The sequence below is a fragment of the Methylorubrum subtropicum genome, assembly GCF_038442325.1.
GTDB lineage: Bacteria > Pseudomonadota > Alphaproteobacteria > Rhizobiales > Beijerinckiaceae > Methylobacterium > Methylobacterium subtropicum.
Genome location: NZ_JBBXMW010000026.1, coordinates 1 through 17,118, shown reverse-complemented (window position 1 = coordinate 17,118; position 17,118 = coordinate 1). Strand labels below are relative to the sequence as shown.

Annotated in this window: 17 protein-coding genes; 10 read left to right on the top strand and 7 right to left on the bottom strand. The window is 70.8% G+C overall.

The annotated features are described in order from the left end of the window. The first annotated feature begins 2 nt into the window (after positions 1-2). From AAHG03_RS24070 to AAHG03_RS24055, 4 genes are all read left to right on the top strand, one after another. Positions 3-218 carry an AbrB/MazE/SpoVT family DNA-binding domain-containing protein gene (locus AAHG03_RS24070; RefSeq protein ID WP_342153802.1) on the top strand — a complete coding sequence of 72 codons (216 nt, stop codon included), beginning with the start codon at positions 3-5 and terminating at the stop codon, positions 216-218. A gap of 117 nt (positions 219-335) precedes the next feature. Then, on the top strand, positions 336-1,769 hold the full coding sequence (locus AAHG03_RS24065) for a glutamate synthase subunit beta (protein WP_342153800.1): 1,434 nt from the start codon (positions 336-338) through the stop codon (positions 1,767-1,769). 150 nt (positions 1,770-1,919) lie between these two features. Continuing rightward, the gene (locus AAHG03_RS24060; RefSeq protein WP_342153798.1) at positions 1,920-2,159 is read left to right on the top strand and encodes a type II toxin-antitoxin system Phd/YefM family antitoxin; all 240 of its coding nucleotides are present in this window, start codon (positions 1,920-1,922) and stop codon (positions 2,157-2,159) included. A 3-nt stretch (positions 2,160-2,162) separates the two neighbouring features. Next, a complete protein-coding gene (locus AAHG03_RS24055) occupies positions 2,163-2,609 on the top strand; it encodes a type II toxin-antitoxin system VapC family toxin (RefSeq protein ID WP_342153796.1) in 447 nt (148 codons plus the stop codon). 44 nt (positions 2,610-2,653) lie between these two features. Here the strand turns inward: AAHG03_RS24055 and AAHG03_RS24050 are convergent, their stop codons facing one another. From AAHG03_RS24050 to galE, 3 genes are all read right to left on the bottom strand, one after another. Continuing rightward, positions 2,654-4,102: an SGNH/GDSL hydrolase family protein gene (locus tag AAHG03_RS24050; RefSeq protein ID WP_342153794.1), complete on the bottom strand. Its 1,449-nt coding sequence runs from the start codon at positions 4,100-4,102 to the stop codon at positions 2,654-2,656. Between the two features lie 110 nt (positions 4,103-4,212). After that, the gene (locus AAHG03_RS24045) at positions 4,213-5,391 is read right to left on the bottom strand and encodes a lytic murein transglycosylase (RefSeq protein WP_342153792.1); all 1,179 of its coding nucleotides are present in this window, start codon (positions 5,389-5,391) and stop codon (positions 4,213-4,215) included. Further along, positions 5,388-6,380 carry a UDP-glucose 4-epimerase GalE gene (gene galE, locus AAHG03_RS24040; protein ID WP_342153790.1) on the bottom strand — a complete coding sequence of 331 codons (993 nt, stop codon included), beginning with the start codon at positions 6,378-6,380 and terminating at the stop codon, positions 5,388-5,390. Before galE ends, AAHG03_RS24045 begins: the two co-directional genes overlap by 4 nt. A gap of 249 nt (positions 6,381-6,629) precedes the next feature. Here galE and galU point away from each other — a divergent pair, with 249 nt between their 5' ends. Continuing rightward, on the top strand, positions 6,630-7,490 hold the full coding sequence (gene galU, locus AAHG03_RS24035) for a UTP--glucose-1-phosphate uridylyltransferase GalU (RefSeq protein WP_342153788.1): 861 nt from the start codon (positions 6,630-6,632) through the stop codon (positions 7,488-7,490). Positions 7,491-7,938: 448 nt separating this feature from the next. On the opposite strand, the gene AAHG03_RS24030 is transcribed toward galU, so the two are convergent. After that, positions 7,939-8,835 (bottom strand): N-formylglutamate amidohydrolase, encoded by an 897-nt coding sequence (locus tag AAHG03_RS24030; RefSeq protein WP_342153786.1) that lies wholly within the window; start codon positions 8,833-8,835, stop codon positions 7,939-7,941. A 192-nt stretch (positions 8,836-9,027) separates the two neighbouring features. On the opposite strand from AAHG03_RS24030, the gene cpdR reads away from it, so the two are divergent. The 4 genes from cpdR to AAHG03_RS24010 all read left to right on the top strand — a co-directional run bounded on the left by cpdR (position 9,028) and on the right by AAHG03_RS24010 (position 11,307). Then, positions 9,028-9,387, top strand: a complete 360-nt coding sequence (cpdR, locus tag AAHG03_RS24025; protein ID WP_056242220.1) for a cell cycle two-component system response regulator CpdR — start codon at positions 9,028-9,030, stop codon at positions 9,385-9,387. Positions 9,388-9,670: 283 nt separating this feature from the next. Then, positions 9,671-9,928 carry a glutaredoxin 3 gene (grxC, locus tag AAHG03_RS24020; RefSeq protein ID WP_342153784.1) on the top strand — a complete coding sequence of 86 codons (258 nt, stop codon included), beginning with the start codon at positions 9,671-9,673 and terminating at the stop codon, positions 9,926-9,928. Further along, positions 9,925-10,761, top strand: coding sequence for a carbon-nitrogen hydrolase family protein (locus AAHG03_RS24015; RefSeq protein ID WP_342153782.1), 837 nt, complete (start codon positions 9,925-9,927; stop codon positions 10,759-10,761). The genes grxC and AAHG03_RS24015 overlap by 4 nt, the downstream gene beginning before the upstream one ends. Positions 10,762-10,821: 60 nt before the next feature. Beyond that, positions 10,822-11,307, top strand: a complete 486-nt coding sequence (locus tag AAHG03_RS24010; protein WP_342153780.1) for a DUF1178 family protein — start codon at positions 10,822-10,824, stop codon at positions 11,305-11,307. Between the two features lie 68 nt (positions 11,308-11,375). On the opposite strand, the gene AAHG03_RS24005 is transcribed toward AAHG03_RS24010, so the two are convergent. The 3 genes from AAHG03_RS24005 to AAHG03_RS23995 form a co-directional block, all read right to left on the bottom strand. Beyond that, complete coding sequence (locus AAHG03_RS24005; RefSeq protein ID WP_056242302.1) at positions 11,376-11,738, bottom strand: SpoIIAA family protein; 363 nt, start codon at positions 11,736-11,738, stop codon at positions 11,376-11,378. Positions 11,739-11,801: 63 nt separating this feature from the next. Further along, complete coding sequence (locus AAHG03_RS24000) at positions 11,802-13,970, bottom strand: primosomal protein N' (RefSeq protein ID WP_342153778.1); 2,169 nt, start codon at positions 13,968-13,970, stop codon at positions 11,802-11,804. A 27-nt stretch (positions 13,971-13,997) separates the two neighbouring features. Then, complete coding sequence (locus AAHG03_RS23995; RefSeq protein WP_342153776.1) at positions 13,998-15,155, bottom strand: MFS transporter; 1,158 nt, start codon at positions 15,153-15,155, stop codon at positions 13,998-14,000. Positions 15,156-15,385: 230 nt separating this feature from the next. Here AAHG03_RS23995 and AAHG03_RS23990 point away from each other — a divergent pair, with 230 nt between their 5' ends. Further along, positions 15,386-16,564, top strand: a complete 1,179-nt coding sequence (locus AAHG03_RS23990; RefSeq protein ID WP_342153774.1) for a complex I NDUFA9 subunit family protein — start codon at positions 15,386-15,388, stop codon at positions 16,562-16,564. The last annotated feature ends 554 nt before the right edge of the window (positions 16,565-17,118 follow it).

The window sequence follows — 17,118 nt, the reverse complement described above, 5'->3', positions numbered from 1 at the left end:
CGATGGGCGAGCAGACGGCGCGCGTCCGCCTCGTCCGGACGCCGGACGGACAAAGGCTCGACATCCCGCCCGGCTTCATGCTGGGCGGGGACGAGGCGATCCTGACGGCGAAGGACGGGCGGCTCGTCGTCGAGCCGGTGGCCCGGTCTTCGCTCCTGTCGGTCCTCTCCGGTCTCGACGACCTCGACGAGGACTGGCCGGAGATCGAGGACGCTTGAAGGTAATGACTGCTTGAGCCCCCCGAGCGGCTCTGAGTCATCGAACTGAGATCAGTGGGCCGCAGCGTGCCCGGGGGCTGGATACCGTCGCGAGGCGGTCACGAAGAGACGGACACGATGGGCAAGGTCACGGGCTTTCTCGAATACGACCGGCAGGAGCAGAAGTATCAGCTCGCCGCCGACCGCGTGCGGCACTTCCGCGAGTTCACGCTGCCGCTCGACGAGCACGACCTGTCGAAGCAGGCGGCGCGCTGCATGGATTGCGGCATCCCGTTCTGCCACGGGCCGACCGGCTGCCCGGTCCACAACCAGATCCCGGACTGGAACGACCTCGTGTTCCAGTCGGACTGGCAGGAGGCCTCGCGCAACCTCCACTCCACCAACAACTTCCCCGAGTTCACCGGCCGCATCTGCCCGGCGCCCTGCGAGGAAGCCTGCACGCTCAACCTCGAGAACCAGCCGGTCGCGATCAAGACGATCGAGCAGGCCATCGCGGACCGGGCCTGGAACATGGGCTGGGTCAAGCCCGAGCCGTCCGAGACCCGCACCGGCAAGCGCGTGGCGGTGATCGGCTCCGGCCCCGCCGGCATGGCGGCGGCGCAGCAGCTCGCCCGCGTCGGCCACGACGTGCACGTCTACGAGCGCGAGCCCAAGGCCGGCGGCCTGCTCCGCTACGGCATCCCCGACTTCAAGATGGAGAAGCGCCACATCGACCGGCGCGTGAAGCAGATGGAAGCCGAGGGCGTGGTCTTCCACTACAAGGCCAATATCGGCGTCAACGTCCCGCTCGAGGAGCTGACGGGCAAGTTCGACGCCGTGCTGTTCTGCGGCGGCGCCGAGGACCCGCGCAACCCGCAGCTGCCGGGCCAGGAACTCGACGGCGTGCACTACGCCATGCCCTACCTCGTCCAGTCGAACCGCCGGGTCGGCGCCGAGCCGATGCCGGGCAACGGCGAGCTGCCGATCCTGGCCGCGGGCAAAAACGTCGTCGTCATCGGCGGCGGTGACACCGCCTCCGACTGCGTCGGCACCGCCTTCCGCCAGGGCGCGCTCTCGGTGACGCAGCTCGACATCCGCCCGCGCCCGCCGGAACGCGAGGACAAGCTGACGGTGTGGCCCTACTGGCCGACCAAAATGCGCACCTCGTCGAGCCAAGCGGAGGGTGCCGAGCGCGAGTTCCAGGCTGCGACCCTGAAGCTGCAGGGCAACCGCAAGGGCCAGCTCACCGGCGTCGTCTGCGCCCGCGTGGACGAGAAGCGCCAGCCGATCGAGGGCTCCGAGTTCGTGCTGCCCGCCGACCTCGTCTTCATGGCGATCGGCTTCGCCGGCTCGATCCAGAAGGGTCTGGTCGAGGAATCCGGCGTCTCGGTCGATCGCCGCGGCAACGTCTCGGCCAACGAGGAGGACTACCGGACCTCGAACCCCAAGATCTACGCCGCGGGGGACATGCGCCGGGGCCAGTCGCTGGTGGTCTGGGCGATCCGCGAGGGCCGTCAAGCGGCCCGCTCGATCGACGAGGCGCTGATGGGCTCGACGGTGCTGCCGCGCTGAGCGGAGGCGTTCGTCGGAGGATCGGGGCCGTCGCTGCGAAGCGGCGGCCCTTTCTTTTGGGCGTTCCCCGACCCCTTGGCGCGCCATAGAGATCAGCTTGCAAAGTCGGATGCTTTCCCTATCGTGACCACAAGGGTCACGGAGCGATCGATGCAAGAAATTCAGCTTCGCGAGGCGAAGGCGACCCTGTCCTCGGTCATCGACCAAGCGCGGCAGGGACAGCCCTCGATCATCACCCGGCGCGGTCGGCCGGAGGCTGTGGTGCTGAGCTTCGAGGAGTGGCAGCGGCTCTCGCAGGTGCCGTCTTTCGGCCGACTGCTGATGGCGGCCCCTCTGGAGGACGGCGATCTGCCGGAGCGTCAGGGCGGGGTCAGAGACCCGGACTTCTGACCGTTGTACCTCATCGACACCAACGTCCTCTCGGCCGGAGCGCCGACGCGACACGTTCAGGCGCAGGACGTGACGGCCTGGATGGATCGCAACAGCGCCGGCCTATTCCTCTCGGTCGTCACGGCCGCAGAGATCGAGGACGGCATCGCCAAGTGCCGTCGGGAGGGCGCAAGCCGCAAGGCGGGTCGCCTCGCGGATTGGTTGGAGGCGCTGTTGCACCTCTATGCGAACCGGATACTGCCGATCGATCTCGACACCGCACGGCTGGTCGGCGCCCTGACGGATCGGGCGAGGGGGCAGGGACATGCTCCCGGCTGGGCGGACCTCGCGATTGCCGCAACCGCTCGGCGCCACGGCTTCACGCTGCTGACCCGCAACCTTCGGCACTTCCATCCGCTTGGGGTGCCGGTGCTCGATCCGTTCGCCGCACTTCCGCCCGAGATCGCCTGACGTCAGCGACAGACTGCGCCGTCAGCCTTCTGCAACCGTTGCTCTCACCCCGGCGGCCAGCGGAAATCGTCCGCCCGGCCCGGCTGGGGCAGGGGGGCGGCACCGCGTTGGAGGCTGCGCTCGCGGGTGCCGGTGGCGTCGCCCTCGGAGGGGCGGCCGGTCATCAGCGTGCCGCCGGGCGCGGTCTCGGCCCGGCCGAGCGGCACCACGGGGCCGGCGGCGGGCTTGACGGGGAGCGTCGGGATGCCGGGCGGCTCGGGCAGGCTCGGCAGCATCGCGGTGATTTTGCGATCGATGGCGGCGGTGTCGTCGCCCGGGCTCCCCGGGGTGGGCGCACCCTCCGGCGGGTTGGTGGTGGCGACCGGGGCGGCGGGCTGTTCGGTGGGCAGGCCGCCGCGGGCGCCCATCAGGCGCTTCAGCTCCACGTCGGCGAAGTGGGCGACCTTGCGGGCGCCCGCGCTGGTGAAGTGGATGCCGTCGGCGGTGCGCAGCCGCGCCTCCTGGCCCTCGACGTCGGGGCCGTTGGCGGTGAAGCGGTTGCGGTCGTCGACGAAGCCCTGCCAGATGTCGACATAGGTCTGACCGGCCTTCTGCACCCGCTCGCGCACGAGGTCGTTGATGCTGGCGTAGTCGCGGGTGAGGCTGTCGCTGCGCACCGGCGGCAGGCCGACCCAGATCAGCGGCACCTTGGCGTCCGAGAAGGCCTTGATCACCGCATCGACGCGGGCGCCGTAGAGTTCGCGCCAGCGGTCGGACAGGGCCTCGACGCTCTGGTCGCCGTCGCGGATCGATTGGCGGTCGTTCACGCCGACCATCATCAGGGCGTAGGAGAGGTTGGGGTTGGCCTTGAGGTAGTCCTCGGCGCTTTTCGCCCAATCGACCACGTCCTTGCGCACGAGGCCGCTGTCGCCCTTGGAGCGGTCGATCACCGCGACCTCGGCGCTGTCGGAGAACGCCTCGTCCACGCCCTTGCCGAGATAGCTCGCCAGCGAATCGCCGAACACCGCGACCTGCACGGTCGGGGCCGCCTTCGGCACGACGGGCTTGGGCGGCTGGGCGACGCTCGGCGCCGGGCTCGGGCGGCGCCGGGCGCGGGCGGCGCGCTCCTCATCGGAGCGGGTCGTCACCGCGGGCGCGCGGGGCCGCGAGGGACGGGCGTAGCCCGAGGGCGGGGCCGCCTGTCCGGGCGGAGGCTGCGGCGCGGGCTGGCTGCGCGGCTGGTCCTCCCACGGCCAGTAGAACGAGCGCGATTCCTGCTGCTGCGGCGGCGGGGCCGGGCGGCGGGGCTGCGGCCGGGCATAGCCGTCGTCGCGGTAGTAGCCGCCGCGGGGGCGGCGCGGGGCGTAATAGGGATCCTGCGGCGGGGCGTCGTAGGTGTCGCCCCACTGCGCCAGGGCCGGCGGCGGGCCGGCGAGGCAGGCGGCGACGGTGAGCAGGCCGAGGACCGCGGCGGCGCAAGGGAGCGCGGGGCGATCTTTCGGGCGACGATCCATCCGGGAACCTCGGGTCGATGCTGCGCGGGCCGTATGCCGTCCGGCCCCGTCTGAAGCGCTCAGGATAGCGCGGGAGCGCGCCCGCGTCGAAGCCCCCCCGAAAGGCGGGCTCAGCGCCCGCCCTCCAGACGCTCCAGCAGGGCCGGGCGGGCGTAGCCGTCGGCGGGCAGGCCCTCGCGGATCTGGTAGCGGCGGACCGCCTCGCGCAGCTTCGGCCCGGCCCGCCCGTCCCCATCGCCCTCGTACAAGCCTTCGCGGGCGAGCCCGGCCTGGAGCCGCTTCAGGCCCGGCCCATCGAGGCGGGCGGCGCCGTTCGGCCAGGGGGCGGCGAGCGCCGGGGCGCCGGCGAGCCGGTCGGCGAGATGGCCGATCGCGAGCGCGTAGGAATCGCTGGTGTTGTAGCCGCGGATCGCCTCGAAGTTTTGGGTGATGAGGAAGACCGGGGCGCCCAGGCCGCCCGGCAGGAACAGGCTCGCCTCGCCGGCTTTGGGCAGCGGCTTGCCGTCGGTGCGGCGCACGCCGCGGGCGGCGAAGTCGGGGATCGGGCCGCGGTAGCGCGTCAGGTCGAATTTTTCCGGGAGCGCGACTTCGTAGCCCCAGCTCAAGGCCGGGTTCCAGCCGAGCGAGCGCAGGTAATGAGCGATGGAGGCCAGCGCGTCGGCCTCCGAGCGCCAGATGTCGCGCCGGCCGTCGCCGTCGAAATCCACCGCCTCGCGCAGGTAGACCGAGGGCAGGAACTGCACCTGCCCCATGGCCCCGGCCCACGACCCGACCATTTTCGGGGGCTCGACATCGCCGTTCTCGAGGATCTGGAGGGCGGCCAGGAGCTCGTCGCGAAACAGCCGGCCGCGATGCCCGGCATAGGCGAGGCTGGCGAGCGAGCGCACCACCGGCAGATTGCCCGCGCTCGCGCCGAAATCCGACTCGATGCCCCAGAAGGCCAGCACTACGGAGCGCGGCACGCCGGTCTTGGCCTCGATCGCCGCGAGCGTGCCGGCAAGCCGCGCGGCCTGCGCCTTGCCCTTGGCGATCCGCGCGCCCGAGACCGCGCCGACGAGGTAGTCCCAGGTCGGGCGGCTGAACTCGCTCTGGCGGCGGGTGCGGGCGATGACTTCGGAGTCAGGCCCGCTCACCCCGGCAAAGGCCGCATCGAAGGTCTTTTGCGAGACGCCCCGCGCCTTGGCCTCGGGGCGCAGCGAGGCGACGAAGCCGGGAAAGTCGCCATCCTGCGCCGAGGTTGGGCCGGCGGCGAGGAACAGGGCCGCGAGGAGCGCGGCGCGCTGCCTCACCGCCGGTTCCGCTTGGCCAAGGAGTCTTCCCAGGCCAGCGCCTGAGCCACGATGGCGTCGAGGTCGTCGTGCTTCGGGGTCCAGCCGAGTTCCGCGCGGATGCGGTCGGCGCCCGCGACGATCTGGGCCGGGTCGCCGGGGCGGCGGGGGGAGAGCCGCACCTCGAAGTCGCGGCCGGAGATGCGCTTGACCACCTCGATCACTTCGAGAACCGAGTAGCCGCGGCCGTAGCCGCAGTTCAGCGTCAGGCTGTCGCCGCCGGCGCGCAGGTGGTTCAGCGCCACCATGTGGGCCTCGGCGAGGTCCGTCACCTGGATGTAGTCGCGCAGGCACGAGCCGTCGCGGGTGGGGTAATCGGTGCCGAACACTTCGAGATGCGTGCGCTGGCCGAGGGCGGCCTGCGTCGCGACCTTGATCAGGTGGGTGGCGTTCGGCGTCGACTGGCCGGTGCGCCCGCGCGGGTCAGCGCCCGCCACGTTGAAGTAGCGCAGCACGACGTAGCTGAAGCCGTGGGCGGCCGCCGCGTCGGCCAGCATCCACTCGCTCATCAGCTTGGAGCGGCCGTAGGGGTTGATCGGGTTGGTGGCCAGAGTCTCCGGCACCGGCACGGTCTCGGGCTCGCCGTAGACGGCCGCCGTGGAGGAGAAGATGAAGTGCTTCACGCCCGTGCGCGCCGCGGTCTCGATCAGCGCGCGGGTCTTGACCGTATTGGCGAGGTAGTAGCCGAGCGGGTCGGAGACCGAGTCCGGCACCACGATCTTGGCGGCGAAGTGGGCGATGGAATCGATCCGGTGGCGCAGGATCGTCTCGGTGACGAGGGCCTGATCCGACACGTCGCCGACGACGAGGCGCACCTCCGGCGGCAGCGCCCAATCGAAGCCGGTGGAGAGGTCGTCGAGCACGACCACTTCCTCGTGCCCGGCATCGACCAGCGCCAGCACCATGTGGCTGCCGATATAGCCCGCGCCCCCGGTGACCAGAACGGCCATGGATGTTCCTCTCGCTCAGTTCGGCCGCACTCTAGCGGCCAAAGTTTCAGACGCGATTAAAGTGCCGTCGATCCCCATCGGCACCGAGATCGGCTCGATCCGGGCGGCGTGACGCCTCTTTGTGACAGACATTTCACGCGAAAAGCACGCCGCGGCGCGCGAAGCGGGGCTGTTGCTGGCGCGCGGCGTGCTATCTCACCCTGACCGTTCAAGGTTGCCCCGCCCCACACCATCCACGGGTCCCGCCAGATGAAACCGATTCGCAAGGCCGTCCTCCCCGTCGCCGGCCTCGGCACGCGCTTCCTCCCGGCCACCAAGGCGGTGCCCAAGGAGATGCTCACGGTCGTCGACCGCCCGGTCGTCCAGCACGTGGTGGACGAGGCCCGCGAGGCCGGCATCGAGCATTTCATCTTCGTCACCGGCCGCGGCAAGGCGGTGATCGAGGACCATTTCGACATCGCGTTCGAACTCGACCACACCCTGCAGGAGCGCGGCAAGACCGCGGCCTACGAGGAGCTGAAGAAGGATCTGCCCAAGGCCGGCCAGACCAGCTTCACCCGCCAGCAGGCCCCGCTCGGCCTCGGCCACGCGGTGTGGTGCGCCCGCGAGATCGTCGGCGACGAGCCGTTCGCGGTGCTGCTGCCCGACATGCTGAGCCGCGGCTGCATGGCCCAGATGCTCAAGGCCTACGAGCAGCACGGCGGCAACGTCATCGCCGTGGAAGAAGTGAAGCCGGAAGAGACCCACCAGTACGGCATCGTCGCCGTGGGCGAGACCTTCGGCCAGTCCTTCGAGATCACCGGCATGGTCGAGAAGCCCAAGCAGGGCACCGCGCCCTCGAACTTCATCATCTCCGGCCGTTACATCCTCCAGCCCGAGATTTTTTCGATCCTGGAGAAGGGCGAGAAGGGCGCGGGCGGCGAGATCCAGCTCACCGACGCGATGATCCGGCTGGCCGAGCAGCAGAAGTTCTACGGCATGCGCTTCGACGGGCGCACCTACGACACCGGCTCCAAGATCGGCTTCCTCACCGCCAACCTCGCCTACGGTCTGGAGCGGCCGGAACTGGCCGAGGCCCTGAAGGCGGAAATCCGCGCTCTGCTCGGGTAGGTCGTTCGACCCCGGCTTTCGGGAAAGCCGAGCGATGTCAGAAACTTGGAAGGGCGCCTGGGATACCACATCCCAGGCGCCCTTCCGTTTCCGCAGGCGTCCACGCGGCGGCGCAGCCGAGCCATGCATACGGCGCAGGTGGAATCGTTCTCATCGCCCTTGCGTTTTGTGCGCCGCGATGCGAATTGTGCATTGCGAGATCGCGATGGCGTCGTGGTCCCGCAGCCCTTCTTGGGCGTTTCCTCCCTAGACTTCGGGCCGCCCTCCATCGGGGCGGCCTTTTTTCTTTTCGGGCCTACTCCTCCGCCGTCATTCCGGGGCCGCGCAGCGGAACCCGGAATCCACCCGTGATGCGGGAAGAGCGGTCGAAAACGAACCGTCGCGGCCAGTCGTGGATTCCGGGTTCGCCTTCGGCGCCCCGGAATGACGTGGAGAAAACGGGATTCTCCTACTCCGCAGCCATCCGAAGCGGCGTCGTATCCACCGTCTCGGCGGCGACTTCCGCAAACACCTGGGTGAGATGCTTGGCCAGCGGCGCGAAGCCCGCCGTGAGCGCGAGTGATTGCTCGTTCATGTAGAGCGCCCGGTTGATCTCGATCTGCAGCGCGTGGCGCCCGAGGCCCGGCTCGCCGTAATGCTCGGTGATGAAGCCGCCGGCATAGGGCTTGTTGCGCACCACCCGGTAGCCGAGCGCCCGCAGGCGCACCTCGACGCTCTCGGTGAGCGCGGGCGCGCAGCTCGTCCCGAACCGGTCGCCGAGTACGAAATCGGCCTGGGCGGCCTCGTCGCGCCCGAGGCTGGACGAGGGCATCGAGTGGCAGTCGATCAGGATCGCCTTGCCGAAGGTCCGCGCCGTGCGCTGGATCAGGCCGCGCAGCGTCCGGTGATAGGGCTTGTAGAGCGTCTCGATCCGGCCCACCGCCTCCTCGACGGAGAGCCGCTCGCGGTAGATTTCCTGACCGTCGGCGACGATGCGCGGCACCGTACCGAGCCCGCCGGCGACCCGCATGGAGCGGGTGTTGGCGTAAGCCGGGAGCCGCCCGGTGAACATGCGCGGGTCGAGTTCGTAGGGCTCGCGGTTCAGGTCGAGATAGGCGCGGGGGAAGTTCGCCCGCATCAACGGCGCGCCGAGCCCGACCACCGCGGCGAACAGCCGATCGACATGGGCATCCTCGGAGCGGCGGAGCGTCAGCGCGTCGAGCCGGGAGGCGGCGAGGAAGGCCGGCGGGTAATGGGCGCCGGAATGCGGCGCGTTGAACACGAACGGCACGGCGTGCGCGGCGGGCTCGTCCACGACGAAGGGCGGATCGAACGTCTCGGTGCCGTCGGCGGGGGGGAGGCTCATCGCGTGGCGGGCGCCGATCTGTGGCGGACGGGGGACATTTCGCCACTTTGCGGCGGCGCGGGCGGGCTGTCTACTGCAACGCACGGGACGGCCGCCGGTCCCGTGGGCGCGCCGGTCTTAACCCCGTGTTTACCATGCCGCCGCTTTATGGAATGAACACCCCAGGGCGTAGAGGCATCGGGACGTCGTTCGATGAAAATCCTGCTCGCGGAAGACGACAACGACATGCGGCGGTTCCTGGCCAAGGCGTTGCAGAACGCCGGCTACGACGTGCTGTCGTTCGACAACGGTCTGTCCGCCTATAACCGCCTGCGCGAGGAGCCGTTCGAGCTCCTGCTCACGGATATCGTCATGCCGGAGATGGACGGCATCGAGCTGGCGCGCCGCGCCACCGAACTCGATCCCGACATCAAGGTGATGTTCATCACCGGCTTCGCCGCCGTGGCGCTGAACCCCGATTCGAAGGCGCCCAAGGACGCAAAGGTCCTTTCCAAGCCCTTCCACCTGCGCGAACTCGTCAACGAGGTCGAGAAGCTGCTCGCCGCGGCGTGAGGGGCGGGGTCGGTTCGTCTCCAACCCCTCCGCCGTCATTCCGGGGCCGCGCAGCGGAACCCGAACCCGGAGGGGCGCGCCGGAGGCGTGCAATCCACCCGTAATGCGCGGCCCTACGAGGCGTCGAGGCCAGTCGTGGATTCCGGGTTCGCTTCGCGCCCCGGAATGACGGTGCTCGTTCCTGAGGGCGTTGCGATCATCCTCGCTGTGTCTTCCCCGCAGTAGGAAGATACGCGGCGCTCGCCTATATCGGCTGCTTCTCCCCTCGGGCGCGCGAGCGACCATGCAGCCGGTCACGATCTACACCACGGCCTGGTGCCCCTATTGCTCGGCGGCCAAGAGTCTGCTGCGCGAGAAGGGCGTGGCCTTCACCGAGATCGACGTCGAGAAGACGTCGGGCGCGCGGGCCGCGATGGTCCAGCGGGCCGGCGGGCGCACCAGCGTGCCGCAGATCTTCGTCGGCGACCGCCATGTCGGCGGCTGCGACGACCTCTACGCCCTCGACCGCGCGGGCGGGCTCGACCCGCTGCTGGCCGCATGAGCGCGGCGTCCACCTTCGTCGCCGCCTGCGTGCAGATGCGCGGCGGGCGCGATCCGGCCGCCAACCGCGAGGCCGCGGTGAAGGCCGTTCGCGAGGCCGCCACTGCCGGCGCCGCCTACGTCCAGACGCCCGAGACGACCTCGCTGATCGAGCGCGACCGCGACGCCCTGTTCGCCCATGTCGGCCCGCAGGATTCCGACGCCACGCTCGCGACCCTGCGCGAAGTCGCGCGCGAGACCGGAATCGTGCTTCAGATCGGCTCGCTGGCGATCCGCGAAGGCCAAAAAATCGCCAACCGGGCCTTCCTGATCGATGCGGAGGGTGCGATCCGCGCCTCCTACGACAAGCTCCACCTCTACGACGTCGATCTGCCCAACGGCGAGAGCTGGCGCGAATCGGCGACCTATTCGGGCGGCGCCTGTGCGGTGGTGGCGCAGACCCAGCTCGCGGCCTTCGGCCTCACCATCTGCTACGACCTGCGCTTCCCCGCGCTCTACCGGGCGCTGGCCGAGGCCGGCGCCACGGTGCTGACGGCGCCCGCTTGCTTCACCCGCCAGACCGGCGAGGCGCACTGGCACATCCTGCAAAGGGCGCGGGCCATTGAGACCGGCTCGTTCATGATCTCGGCGGCTCAAGGCGGGCGGCACGAGGACGGACGCGAGACCTTCGGGCACTCGCTCATCATCGATCCCTGGGGGCGCATCCTGGCCGAGGCCGAGGGCGACGCGCCGGGCATCATCCTCGCCGAGATCGACCTCGCCCGCGTTCAGGACGCCCGCGCGCGCATCCCCACCCTGTCCCACGCACGCCCCTTCGACGTGCGCCGAGTCTGATCTTTTGTTATCTTTTTCGCCCGCGGCGTGGCTCTGCCCGCGCTCGAGGCCCTCACGAAAATGATCCGCTTCACCCTCGTCTGCGACTCCGGCCACAGCTTCGAGAGCTGGTTTCCCTCGGGCTCGGCCTATGACGAGCAGGCCGCGCGCGGGTTCGTGACCTGCCCGATCTGCGAGTCGGGGCGGGTGACCAAGGCGCCGATGGCCCCGGCGGTCGCCCGCACCGACCGCGACCGCCGCCCCGCGGCCGAGCCGGCCAGCCTCCCGGCCCCCCCGAGCCCGCCGCCCACCGCGCCGATGCCGATGCCGATGCTCGCCGAGCCGGAGCGGCGCCTGCGCGCCCTGTTCAAGGCGGTGCGCGAGCACGTGGTCTCGACCTCCGAGCATGTCGGCGACCGCTTCGCCGAGGAGGCGCGGGCGATCCATTACGGCGACGCGGAAGGCCGCCCGATCTACGGCGAGGCGACCCCGCACGAGGCGCGGGAACTCGCCGAGGAGGGCATCGAGGTTATGCCCCTGCCGCTGTCCCCGGACGACCGGAACTGATTTTTTTCGGACTTTTCAGGAGATCGCGTCACGGAACGCGATCTCTGCGTTTTCCCGAAGGAGACGGCTCAGACGCCGGCTTCGAGCCAAGCCCGCGCCTCGGCGATCCGGGCGCGCTCGAACACCTTGATCTGCACCGGCGAGACGAAGCCGAAGGTCTCGGCCACCGCCCGCAGCCAGGTCGCGTCGGTGACGAGCGCCACGTGGCTCACGCCCTTCATCATCGACAGGCCGAAGCGCGGGTCCTTGAAGAAGGCCGCCGGCTCCATGCCCTCGAAGGCGCGCACGTCCTCCAACAGCTTGAGCTTGCCGCCCTTGTCGAGGTCGGCCTTCATCGCGGTCATCACCGCGTTCATCTCCTCGTCGGAGATCTTGCCGTCGACGACGATCTCGGCGATCGCGGAATCGGGCTTCTTCTCATAGGTCAGCAAGGCGCGGCGCTCCTCGAAAGGGCGCCGACGCGGGAGTCCCGCGCCGGCCGCCCGGGAGGCCGCTTATAGGAAACTCTGCGGGTCCACGTCGATTGCGACCTTGAGATTGCCTCGCGGCTTCGGTCCCCGCGCCAGCCAGTCGCGCAGGTAGCTCTGCACGTCGATGCCGCGCTCGGTCTTAACCAGCAGACGGAAGCGCCAGCGCCCGCGCACCAGCGCCAGCGGAGCCTCCGCCGGCCCCAGCACCATGACGCCGGGCGGCGGATCGGCCGCGCGCGCCAGCGCCTGCCCGTGGGCTTCGGCCTTCTCGCGCTCCTCGCCCGACACGATCAGCGCCGCGAGCCGCCCGAACGGCGGCAGCCCCGCCGCCTCGCGGGCGCCGATCTCCTCCTCGTAGAAGCGCTCGGCGTCCCCCGAGAGCAGGGCGGCGATGACCGGATGGTCGGGCTGGTAGGTCTGGAGCAGCGCGCGCCCCGGCCGCTCGCCGCGCCCGGCGCGGCCGGTCACTTGCTGCAAGAGCTGGAACGTGCGCTCGGCCGCCCGCGGATCGCCCGTGGTGAGCCCGATATCGGCATCCAGCACGCCGACGAGCGTCAGGTGCGGGAAGTTGTGGCCCTTGGCGACCAACTGCGTGCCGATGACGATGTCGCACTCGCCCGCCGCCACCGTCTCCAGCTCCTGCCGAAGCCGCTCGGCCCCGCCGGGAAAGTCGCTCGACAGGACGACGATGCGCTTGTCGGGAAACAGCGCGGTGGCTTCTTCCGCGATGCGCTCGACGCCGGGGCCGCAGGGCGTCAGGTGATCGAAGGCGCCGCACTCGGTGCAGGCTTCGGGCTTCGGCTGTGCGTAGCCGCATTGGTGGCAGACCAGCGCCCGGCGGAAGCGGTGCTCAACGAGCCAGGTCGAGCAGTTGCGGCACTGGTAGCGATGGCCGCAGGCGCGGCACAGGGTCAGCGGCGCGTAGCCCCGGCGGTTGAGGAACAGCAGCGCCTGCTCGCCCGCGGCCAGCGTCGCCTTCACGGCGTTGACCATGGGTGGGGACAGGAAGCGCCCGATCTCTGGCTTGTCGAGGCGCATGTCGATCGCCTTGATGTCCGGTAGCGGGCGCCCGCCGAAGCGGCCGGGCAGCGAGACGTGGCGGTAGCGCCCGCTCTGGGCATTCACCAGCGACTCGATCGAGGGGGTGGCGGACGCCAGCACCACCGGGCAGCCTTCGAGCCGGCCGCGCACCACCGCCATGTCGCGGGCGTGGTAGTGGACGCCGTCCTCCTGCTTGTAGGCGCTCTCGTGCTCCTCATCGACCACGATCAGGCCGAGCCGGGTGAAGGGCAGGAACAGCGCCGAGCGGGCGCCGACCACCACCGAGACCCCGCCCGAGGCGACGCCCGCGCGGATGCGCTCGCGCCGCTTGCCGCCGATGCCGGAATGCCACGTCGCTGGGCGTACGCCGAAGCGGCTCGCGAACCGATCGAGGAACTGCGCGGTGAGCGCGATCTCCGGCATCAACACCAGGGCCTGGCGCCCCTCGCGCACGCACTCGGCCACCGCCTCGAAATAGACCTCCGTCTTGCCCGAGCCGGTGACGCCTTCGAGCAGGATCGTACCGCCGGTCTCGGTCGGGGAGGGCGCCGCGATGAGATCGTGCGCCGCAGCCGCCTGCGCGTCGGAGAGCGGCACGCGGGGATGATCGGGATCGGGCGGCAGGGCCACCGGCTCGGGGACGAGCGCCACGGCCTCCAGCGCGCCGTCGTCGATGAGGCCATCGACGACGCTGAGCGACACGCCCGCCTCCTTGGCGAGCGCGCTCTTGCCCCGCACCGCCCCGTCGGAAGCGACCGCCAGCACCTTGCCCCGCGCCGCCGTCGGGCGGGAGGCCGGGCGACCGGACGTGCGCACGCCGATGCGGGAGCTCTCGCGCTGCGCCGCCTCGTCGGGCAGGCGCAAAGCCATCGCGAGCGCCGAGCCCTTCGGGGCGAGCGTGTAACGGGCGAGCCAATCGACCAGCTTGCGCAGCGGCTCGGACAGGGGAGGGACCTCGATCCGCCCCGTCACCGGCCGCAGGTTGCCGCCCGAGGCCCGCTCATCGACGCCCCAGACGACGCCGATGGTCTCGCGAGGGCCCAGAGGCACCTGCACCACGTCGCCGGCCGCCAGCGTCAGGCCGGGCGGCACCGCGTAGCTGTAGGCGGTGTCGAGCGCCAGCGGGATCAGGATGTCGGCGACGGCGGGCATGGCATCACGGTTCTTCGAACGATCGTTCTATATATGTCCCGCCGCATCCTGGCGAATGTCGCGCCACAGCCGGTGCGCGACCGGCACCGCCAACAGGCTCAGCCCGCTCATGGCCCAGAACGCGGGCAGCCCCAAGCCGCCGTAGAGCGGCCCGGCGGCGAGCGTCACCAGCGCCGAGGCGAGGCCGAGGCCCAAGCTGCCGTAGACGGTGAGCGCGGTGGCGCGCAGCCCCTCCGGCACCGCGCGCGTGAGAATCCGCAGACAGGCGAGGTGCAGGAGCGCGAAGGTCAGCCCATGCAGCGCCTGGATCGCGATCAGCGCGGGGAGCCACGTCGTCTGCGCCTGCACCGCCCAGCGCAGGGCCCCGGCGAGCGCGGCGAGTTCGAGCGCGCGGGCCGGCCCGATCCGGCCGAGCAGGCGCGGCCCGAGCCAGAAGAACACCAGGACTTCCGCCGCGACCGCCTCCGCCCAGAGCAGGCCGGCGGCGCTGGCACCGATCCCGGCCCCGGTCCAGGCGATCACCGCGAAGGCGTCGTGCATGGCATGCGCGCCGATCACCAGGGCGGCGGCGAGCACGAGGCGGCGAAAGGCGCCGATGGCGACGAGCGCCCGAAACTCGCCCGTCGCCCCCGCCGCCGGCGGGCAAGCCGGGGCGGGGAGCCGCAGCGTCACCAGCGCGGCCATTCCGAACAGCACGGCGCAGGCCCCGAGCCCGGCCCCGTCGCCGTAGCGCCCGACGAGCCATCCGGTCAGCACGGTGGTGACGATGAAGGCGGCCGAGCCGGCCCCGCGGATGCGCCCGTAGGCCGCGCCGTTCCGGCCGGCGAGAACAAGCGCGTCGGCGAGCGGGCTGAGCGCCGCGCTCGTCGCCGCATGGATCAGCACAAGGACGACCAGCACCGCGAGCCCGTCGCCGGCGAGCAGGCCTAGGGTCAGCCCGCCCGAGGCCGCGAGACCGAACGCCAGGAAACCCCGCACGGCAGCGTACCGGTCCGCGAGCCGCCCGGTCGGCGGGCCGACGACGAGCCGCACCAGCATCGCCGCGGCGAGCAGCGTGCCGATCTGCGACGCCTCGAGCCCGCGCGCGGCGAGGGCGGCCGGCAGGAACGGCGACAGCGCACCGTATCCGCCGTAGAGCGCCGCGTAGAGCGCGACCGCCCGCCAAAAACTCCCCTCGCTCGCCACAAGCGCCCCCGCTCACCCCAACCCGATCTGGCGCGGGGCGCCGTGGCCGGAAGGGGAGGGGGCGGATCGGATGAGAGTTCGCCGATTTCGTTCTCGCCGACGACTGCCCTCCGCCCTGAAACTGGTCTAAGGAGCGTGCTGCCGAGGGTCCCGTCCGTGGCCCGTCGGCCGCGCGGCCGGCCCGTGATGCCGGTCTCGCGGTGTTCCGCGAGAGAGGTTTTTCGTCGGCCATGACCAGCCCCAGCACCGGACCCGGCAACGACGGCGCGCCGCTGCGCCCGCAATCGCAGCTCGTGACCGTGTTCGGCGGCTCCGGCTTCCTCGGCCGCCACGTGGTGCGGGCGCTGGCCAAGCGCGGTTACCGCATCCGCGTCGCGGTGCGCCGGCCCGACCTCGCGCTGTTTCTTCAGCCGCTCGGCAAGGTCGGCCAGATCGTCGCCGTGCAGGCCAACCTCCGCTATCCCGATTCCGTCCGCCGCGCGGTCGAGCATTCGGACATCGTCATCAACCTCGTCGGCATCCTGCAGGAGCAGGGGAGCCAGCGCTTCGCGACGCTGCAGACCGAGGGCGCCGGCACCATCGCGCGGGCCGCGGCGGCGGTCGGCGCGCGGGTGATCCACGTCTCGGCCATCGGCGCGGACGAGGCCTCGCCCTCGCTCTACGCCCGCTCCAAGGCGGCGGGCGAAGCGGAAGTGCACCGTGCCAGCCCGGACGCCGTCATCTTCCGACCGTCCCTCCTGTTCGGCCCCGGCGACGGCTTCTTCAACCGCTTCGCCGGGCTCGCAACCTTCCTGCCGGCGCTGCCGCTGGCCGGCGCGCAGTCGCGGTTCCAGCCGGTCTTCGTCGGCGACGTCGCCGAGGCGATCGCCCGCGCGGTCGATGGCGATGCCGAGAGGGGCAAGATCTACGAACTCGGCGGGCCGGAGGTGAATACGCTCGAATACTTCGTGCGCTACATGTTTGAGGTGATCATGCGCCGCCGCGCTGTGATCGACCTGCCCGAGCCCGCGGCGCGGCTCCAGGCCCGCGTGCTGGAGATCATCGACACGCTCACCTTCGGGCTCTTGCCCCCACACCTCAAGCTCACCCGTGATCAGGTCACGCTGCTCCAGAGCGACAACGTCGTCTCGGAGGCCGCCAAGTCCGAGGGGCGCACCATCGAGGGGCTCGGCATCGTCCCGACCGCGGTCGAGGCGGTGGTGCCCGGCTATCTCTGGACCTACCGCAAGGCCGGCCAGTTCGCGCAAGGCCGCGGCACCGAGGCGATGGCCGCGGTGCCCGACCTGATCGCGTCGGGCACCGAAGCCCCGGAATCGCAGCACCATCCCGCCCGCGCGAGCGGCCCGGCCATCGGCGCCGAAGCCGCGGGCGCGAGCCGCATGGGCCAGCGCTGGGGCACGCGCTCCTAAGCGTACCCCATTTTCGGATGGGCCTTCCGCTTCGCCAGGAAGGCCCTTGGCAGGCTCCCGCGAACTTTTCTCGATTTTCCGATTGACGAGGGCATAAGGGCCCCGTAGAAGCACCTCACCAACGGGGCGCCGCGGCCCACCACACGGTGGGGCAGCGAACCGGAGGTCATCGGGACTGATTGAGCGGCACGGCTGATCCGGGCGACTGGATCGGACGATCGCTGTCCTTCGTGTCCCCGATGTGTCGATCGGATGACGGTTGACAGGACGGTTCGCCGGCTCTAGACGCCACGGACCGCTCGAGCGGACTTCCCGGCAACGACTTACGGTCGCTGCGTGAACGGGACCGCCGCGGAACTATCGCTGAAGACGGGGCTGATCGGGCCGGGCAACCGGGATGATGGCGCGTCGGCAGCAGGAGGTTACACCTCGGGTGTAGGCTTCGCGCTCTTTGACAAGTAGATATCGAGAAAGAGAAACGCGGGCGGCTTGTTCATGTCCTTGCGGGTTCGGTCGGAAGATCGAGCCGTGAGAGTATGACGCTGGACCGACGT